Source organism: Kocuria sp. ICS0012 (assembly GCF_001665945.1).
Classification (GTDB): Bacteria; Actinomycetota; Actinomycetes; order Actinomycetales; family Micrococcaceae; genus Kocuria; species Kocuria marina.
This window is the reverse complement of sequence record NZ_LZMM01000082.1, coordinates 1-6,932: the sequence shown is the minus strand read 5'-3', so window position 1 is coordinate 6,932 and position 6,932 is coordinate 1. Positions and strand designations below refer to the sequence as shown.

Here is a 6,932-nt window from a genome sequence, read left to right as displayed (position 1 = left end):
GCGGCGTCGCGGTCGTCCCGGCCCTGCGCGATGAACGTGCCCTTGCGCCCGCGTGTCTCGATCACGCCGTGGGTCTCCATCTCCCGGTAGGCCTTGGCTACGGTGCCCGCGGACAGCCCCAGCTCGGACGCGAGCGCGCGCACCGGTGGGATGCGGTCACCCACCATGAGTTCCCCGGAGGAGACGTCCCGCAGGACGCATTCCACGAGCTGTTCGTACACCGGTGTGGAAGCGGCGGGATCCACCGTGAACATGCCTTGTCCCCTTCGATCGACTCCCCTCATGGTAGGTGGCCTACCGCTGAAAAGGTGGGGTGGGTGTCCGCCCCGACACGTAGGCTGATGGGGTGTCCGAGCACCCAGAACTTCCCGTCCCCGCCGCGGCTCCGGCCGATCCCCGGGCCGTGCAACGCTTCGTCGATCACGCACTGGACCAGGCGCGCGTACTCGGACGCGACCTGCCCGCCCCGGGGGAGGGCGCCACGCGTGAACTGTGGCGCGAGCTGAGCGCACTGGGTCGGATGGACCTCGCCTACGCGAGGATCATCGAACCTCACCTGGATGCCCTGGCCATCCTGCGCCAGGCGGGCCGCACCGACCTGATCACCGACCGCGACACGTGGGGCGTGTGGGCCGCGGAGGGGGCGGGCGAGCCGTTGCTGGCCACGCCGTCGTCCGCTGCGCACTCGGCCGATGATGACGCCGCCGACGGTCCGCACTGGACCCTGACCGGGACCAAGCCCTGGTGCTCGCTCGCGGGTTCCGTCTCACGCGCCGTCGTGACCGCGCACGTCACCGACGAGGTCGGGGAACCCACGGGACACCGTCGGGCGTTCGTCGTGGCCACGGACCACCCGGGATTCCGGCCCGAAGCCGCCGCGGGGTGGACGTCCCGCGGTCTCGCCGAGGTCGTCACGGTACCCGTCCGTTTCGAGGGCGTTCCGGCGCAACCGCTCGGCGCGGACGAGTGGTACCTGACCCGCCCGGGCTTCGCGTGGGGCGGGATGGGCGTGGCGGCCGTGTGGCTCGGCGGCGCACAGTCCGTCGCGGATCTGCTGTGGTGCAAACTCGTGCGCCCCGCACGCCCCGTCGACGACGCCGCTCGCACCGCCCTCGGGCAGCTCGACCTCACGCTCGGTGCGGCTCAGGCCGTCCTGGACCGTGCGGCCGCGGCGGTGGACCGCGGCGAGGCCACGGGTGAGCACGGCGCCGCATGGGCGTTGCGCGTGCGCCGCACGGTGGCCGACGCCGCCGACACCGTGATCCGCGTGGTCTCCCGCGCCACCGGGCCCGGTCCGCTCACGGGGGACCCCGCACACGTGCGGCGGGTCGAGTCCCTGCAGGTCTACATCCGCCAGGACCACGCCGAGCGGGACACCGCCGCCCTCGGACGCACCCTGCTGGAGCTGGTCCAGGATGGGTCGGAGGAGACCCCGTGGTGAGCTTCGACCACCGTGATCCGGGCACGCCCGAGGCCGACTGGGCCCGCTGCGGCGCTCTGCACCGCGCCCCCGAGGTGGACTTGACCGGCGTGGACCGGGTCGTCGTGTTCGCGGCCCACCCGGACGACGAGACCCTGGGGGCCGGCGGCACCATGCACCGGCTCGCGGACGCGGGAGCGGATGTGCGGGTGGTCGTGGCGACCCTGGGGGAGAACTCCCACCCGGATTCACCGACCCACACGCCCGAACGATTGGCCGCATTGCGCCACGAAGAGCTCGCCGCCGCGGTGCACACCCTGACCAGCACGGACACCCCGCCGGAGTACCTCGCCCTGACCGACGGCGGCCTGTCCGAGGATGAACTGTCCGAGCCGGTGGCCCGTCATCTCGAATGGCTCGAGCAGGGGGAGCAGCCGTTGGTGATCGTCACGTGGGAGGAGGACGGGCACACCGACCACGAGGTTCTGGCCCGCACGGTCGTCGCGGCCGCCGGGGCGTGGGGTGTGCGCTGCCTGCAGTACCCCGTGTGGTTCTGGCACTGGGGTTCCCCCACGCGCCTGCCGCGCGGGCTCGTGCGGGTCCCACTGGACGACGCCGCTCGCGCTGCCAAGCGCTCCGCCCTGGCCCACCACGTGACCCAGGTGCAGCCGCTGTCCGACCGGCGGGGGGACGAGGTGCTCCTAGGCCCCCACGTGCTCGAACACTTCGATCGTTCGGTCGAGTTTTTCGTGCTCGGCACGCCCGATCAGCGGACCGTGTTCGACCGTGTGCACACCGCGAGCGCGGACCCCTGGGCCGTGGACACCTCGTGGTACGAGCGGCGCAAGCGGGACGTGCTACTCGCGTGCCTGCCGCGGGAGCATTACGGCAGCGTCCTGGATCTGGGGTGCTCCACGGGCGCCCTCACGGTGGAACTGGCCCGGCGCGCGCGTTCCGTGACCGCGGTGGACGCAAGCGACGTCGCCCTGAGCGCCGCCCGCACCCGGCTCGAACGGAAGGGCGTGCCGAACGTGGAACTCGTCAGCGCCGTGCTGCCGCGCGACTGGGACGAGGACTGGTCCCCGCGAGAGCTGATCGTGGTGAGCGAAATGGGGTACTTCTGCTCGCCCGAGCAATGGCGCGAGCTGTTGTGGCGCTGCGTGGCGGCGCTCGCGGACGGCGGGCACCTCGTGCTGTGCCACTGGCGGCACCCGATCGCGGACTGGCCGCTCGACGGCGCGGACGTCCATCGCGAGGCTCGGCGCACTCCCGGGCTGCGCGGGGTGCTGAGCCACCGCGAAACCGATTTCGTGATCGAGGTCTTCGCGCCCGTTCCCGCGGGGAACACGTGATCCGCCGGATCGCCGTGATCATCCCGGCGTGCAACGAAGAGGACCGCGTGGGCCGGTGCCTCGAGTCGGTCGCCGGTGCGATCGCGGGGCTGGGTCATGATCCGTCGTTCGCACGGTCCGAGTGGGCATCCGCCGACGACGTCGCCGGGCCCGCTCCCGGCACGTCCCGAATCGATGCCATGCCGCCCTTGCGGGGGGCGCCGCGCGCTGTGGGGACGGGCGACGTCGAGGTCACGGTCGTGCTCGCCGCGGACGGCTGCACGGACCGGACGGTGGAGCGCGCGCGCCAGGCGTGGGCGGTGTCGAACCGGGACGGCGGCCGAGCCCGACTGGAGATCGTTTCGGGGCAATGGCACAGCGCCGGGGGAGCGCGCGCCGCAGCAGCCCGGCAGGCGCTCGCGGCGTCGGACCCGGAGTGGATCGCCTCCACGGACGCGGACACGATGGTGCCCGAGAACTGGCTGCGCTACCAGGTGCAGCGCGCGGGCGCCGGTGTGGATGCGATTCTCGGGACCGTGGAACCGGACCCGACGGAGTGTCCGCCGCACGTGTACGAGCTGTGGCAGCGCGAACACACGCTCGTAGAGAGCCACCCGCACATCCACGCGGCGAACATGGGTGTGCGCGCCTCGTTCTACGAGCACACGGGCGGTTTCCCACCCCTGGCGTGCAGCGAGGACGAAGCCCTGCTGGCTGCACTGCACCGAGTGGGCGCACGGGTCGAGGCCACGGACCGGATCCGTGCGGTGACGTCAGGGCGGCTCGAAGGACGTGCGGAGCTCGGGTTCGCGCATCACCTGCGGACGCTCTCACTGCCGCGGGAGGAATCGGAGTGGCGCGCGCCCGCTTCGCCCATCGCAAAAACGCTTGAAGGGCCTCCCTCTCCCGTGGCTAACGTAGAAACCATCAGCATCGTCAATCAGGAGGTATGCCATGAGTGAGAAGTCCATCACCGTCAGCCGTCTCATCGACGCCCCGGCGGAGGAGATCTTCGAGATCTTGACACTGCCCGCCAAACACCCCAGCCTGGACGCCTCCGGGACCGTCATCTCTGGCACGGACCAGCGCATCCAGAACGTCGGCGACGTCTTCGTGATGAACATGCACGCCGAGATGATGGGCGGGGACTACAAGACGGAGAACCACGTCACCGGTCTGGACCCCAACAAGCTCATCGCGTGGAAGCCCTGCCCCGAGGGCACCTCCGTGGAGGACAACGGCTGGGAATGGGTGTACGAGCTGCAGCCCGAGGGCTCGGACTCCACCACCGTGACCCTCACCTACTCGTGGGAGCACGCCAACCCCAAGGTGACGAAGAAGATCAGCTTCCCGCTCTTCGGCGAGAAGGTTCTGGAGGAGTCCCTCGAGCGGCTCGCCTCCACCGTCGCCGGCTCCTGACACCCCGCGGAGCGGTGTGCCCCGCGCCAGAATGACCGTTCGCCCGCGTCCTCCCGAGGGAGGATGCGGGCGTCGTCGTGTCCGGGCGCGGTGCCGCCGCTTCCGCGTGACTCCCGCACGACGCCGCACGGAAACCTCGCGCGGGAGCGGCCCGGGCCCGGGCGCGCACCGGGCGTACCCTGGCCGAGGTCGTGCACGCATGGTACGGCCGGGCCCGGGAAGACGCAGCTGCCCGGGCAGGACAGTCGCAGCAGGAGGTGCACCCGGGTATGGGATCGTCACGCAGGGTGTGGGAGGGCTACGACAAGGGGAGCTCGGGCTATCGGCGCATTCTCGTGGCACTGCTGTGCGCGGGCGTGGCCACGTTCGCCCAGCTCTACTCCGTGCAGGGCGTGCTGCCCATCATGGCCCAGGACCTCGACATCGACGCCGCCCAGGCCGCGCTCGCCGTCTCCACCGCCACGCTGGGTCTCGCCGTGGGGGTGATCCCGTGGTCGCTCGTCTCGGACCGCTGGGGACGACGCTGCGCCATGGCCGCTGCGATCAGCTGCGCCGCCGTCTTGGGCGTGCTCATCAACGTCATGCCCACGTTCGAATCCCTCGTGGGCCTGCGGTTCCTGGAGGGCGTGGCCCTGGGCGGGATCCCCGCGGTGGCCATGGCGTACCTCGCAGAGGAGGTCAATCCGCGCTATGGAGCCGTGGCGGCCGGGACCTACATCTCCGGGACGAGTCTGGGCGGGCTCTCCGGGCGCATCGTGGCCGCCCCGCTCGCGGACTTCTTCGGCTGGCGCGTGGGGACGAGCGTCGTCGCGCTGATCGCCGCCGCCGCGGCCGTGACCTTCATCCTGTTGATCCCGCGCCAGCGTGGTTTCACGCCCCAGCCCGTGCGGCTCACGGGGGAGCAGGGGCTGATCGCGCACCTGTGGGTCAACCTCAAGGACGCGCGCCTGGTGACGCTCTACCTGCAGGGATTCCTGCTCATGGGTGGTTTCGTGGCGGTGTACAACTACATCGGTTTCCACCTGGGGGATGAACCGTTCAACGTGCCCCAGAGCGTGGTGTCCCTGCTGTTTCTGGCCTATCTCTCCGGGACATGGTCCTCCGCGCGGGCGGGAAGCCTCGCCGATCGCTTCGGCCGCCGCCCCGTGTTGATCACCGCGGCCCTGATCATGCTGGGCGGTCTGCTGCTCACGGTCCTCCCGTGGCTGCCGGTGATCGTGGCGGGATTGTTGGTGTTCACCGCCGGATTCTTCGCGGCGCACTCCGTGGCCAACGGATGGGTTCCCGCCATGGCCACCGAGGGGCGGGCCCAGGCGTCCTCCCTCTACACACTCTTCTACTACGGCGGCTCCTCCGCGCTGGGGTACGCCGCCGGCATCGCGTTCACGAGCGCGGGCTGGGGCGGGGCGACCCTGTGCATCGGTGCGTTGATCGTGATCGCGATCGTCCTGGCCGCCATCTTCCTGCCACGCCGCCCGGTGGCACCCAGCGGGAACTGAGGTGTGCCGCCGTGTGACGTACGACAGAACCCGAGCGGCGTCGTCGTGTGATACCCACCGGGTGGTGAATCGCGCGGCCCGGGGCCCTGGGCCTACGCTGGACGTAACCCGGAACACGTCCGATGGGCCCGCACGTTCCGCGGGCGAACCCCGGTCCGCCGCGGCGGTGCCAGCAAGGAGACCCAGTCATGAGCCAGATTCTCGTCCGTCATCTGTTCGGTCCCGGCCCCACCAACCCGTATCCGGAAGCCACCGAGGCGCTGGCACGGCCGCTGCTGGGCCACCTCGATCCGCAGTTCCTGGAGATCATGGACAGTGCATGCGACGGTTTGCGCGCGGTGTGGGGCACCGAGAACCGCCGTACGCTTCCGCTCTCCGCGACCGGTTCGGCCGGGATGGAAGCGGCGTTCGTGAACTTCGTGAACCCCGGAGACCCCGTGGTGATCGCGGTCAACGGTCTGTTCGGGGAGCGCATGTGCGACGTCGCCTGCCGGTGCGGCGCGGACGTGATCCGCGTGGACTTCCCCTTCGGCGAAGCCGTGGACGCGGAGAAGGTCGCCGCGGCCCACCCCTCGCCCAAGATCATCGCGGCGGTGCACGCGGAGACTTCCACGGGCGTGCGCTCGGACATCGCCGCCCTGGGCCGGATCAAGGGTGACGCACTGCTGCTCGTGGACGCCGTGACCTCGATCGGCGGCATCGAGCTCAAGGCGGACGAGTGGGGTATCGACATCGGCTACGCCGGGACCCAGAAATGCCTGGGCGTGGCTCCGGGGCTCGCGCCGTTCACGGTGTCCGAGCGGGCGTGGCAGCGCCGGGTCGAGAAGCCGCGCTCGTGGTACCTGGACCTCGGCATGCTGGGCGGTTACGTGGGGGAGGCCTCCGGTTCCAGTCGCACCTACCACCACACCGCGCCCGTGGCGATGGTCGCGTCCCTCGAGGCGGGTCTGCGCCGTGTCCTCGACGAGGGGCTCGACGCCGTTCGCGAGCGTCACGAGGCCGCCGGCCGCGCGCTGCAGGGCGGTTTGGAGGCCATGGGCCTGGAACTGTTCGCGGCGCAGGGACACCGCTTGCCGGAGCTGACCACGGTCAAGGTGCCCGAGGGGGTCGATTCGGCCGCGGTGCGCAAGGAACTGCTCGAGAAGTACGACATCGAGATCGGCGCCGGTGTGAAGGAGTACACGAACACGGTGTGGCGCATCGGGCTCATGGGTCCGAACGCCGCCCCGGAGTCGGTCACGCTGATCCTGGGTGCGCTGCGGG

General features: G+C 70.9%; 7 protein-coding genes. 6 read left to right on the top strand and 1 reads right to left on the bottom strand.

Translation table 11 applies throughout. The features are described from left to right. Positions 1-254: GntR family transcriptional regulator (locus A5728_RS12635; protein ID WP_064847399.1), on the bottom strand; the 254-nt coding region annotated here is incomplete at its 3' end. 92 nt (positions 255-346) lie between these two features. On the opposite strand from A5728_RS12635, the gene A5728_RS12630 reads away from it, so the two are divergent. The 6 genes from A5728_RS12630 to A5728_RS12605 all read left to right on the top strand — a co-directional run. Then, a complete protein-coding gene (locus A5728_RS12630) occupies positions 347-1,441 on the top strand; it encodes an acyl-CoA dehydrogenase family protein (protein WP_231885652.1) in 1,095 nt (364 codons plus the stop codon). Continuing rightward, the gene (locus tag A5728_RS12625; protein ID WP_082943476.1) at positions 1,438-2,772 is read left to right on the top strand and encodes a bifunctional PIG-L family deacetylase/class I SAM-dependent methyltransferase; all 1,335 of its coding nucleotides are present in this window, start codon (positions 1,438-1,440) and stop codon (positions 2,770-2,772) included. The genes A5728_RS12630 and A5728_RS12625 overlap by 4 nt, the downstream gene beginning before the upstream one ends. Then, the gene (locus tag A5728_RS12620) at positions 2,769-3,713 is read left to right on the top strand and encodes a glycosyltransferase family 2 protein (protein WP_064847397.1); all 945 of its coding nucleotides are present in this window, start codon (positions 2,769-2,771) and stop codon (positions 3,711-3,713) included. Before A5728_RS12625 ends, A5728_RS12620 begins: the two co-directional genes overlap by 4 nt. After that, positions 3,706-4,170 (top strand): SRPBCC domain-containing protein, encoded by a 465-nt coding sequence (locus A5728_RS12615; RefSeq protein ID WP_064847396.1) that lies wholly within the window; start codon positions 3,706-3,708, stop codon positions 4,168-4,170. The genes A5728_RS12620 and A5728_RS12615 overlap by 8 nt, the downstream gene beginning before the upstream one ends. 269 nt (positions 4,171-4,439) lie before the next feature. After that, positions 4,440-5,669 carry an MFS transporter gene (locus A5728_RS12610; protein ID WP_064847395.1) on the top strand — a complete coding sequence of 410 codons (1,230 nt, stop codon included), beginning with the start codon at positions 4,440-4,442 and terminating at the stop codon, positions 5,667-5,669. 188 nt (positions 5,670-5,857) lie between these two features. Beyond that, the coding region (locus tag A5728_RS12605) for an alanine--glyoxylate aminotransferase family protein (RefSeq protein WP_064847394.1) at positions 5,858-6,932 on the top strand (1,075 nt) is incomplete at its 3' end.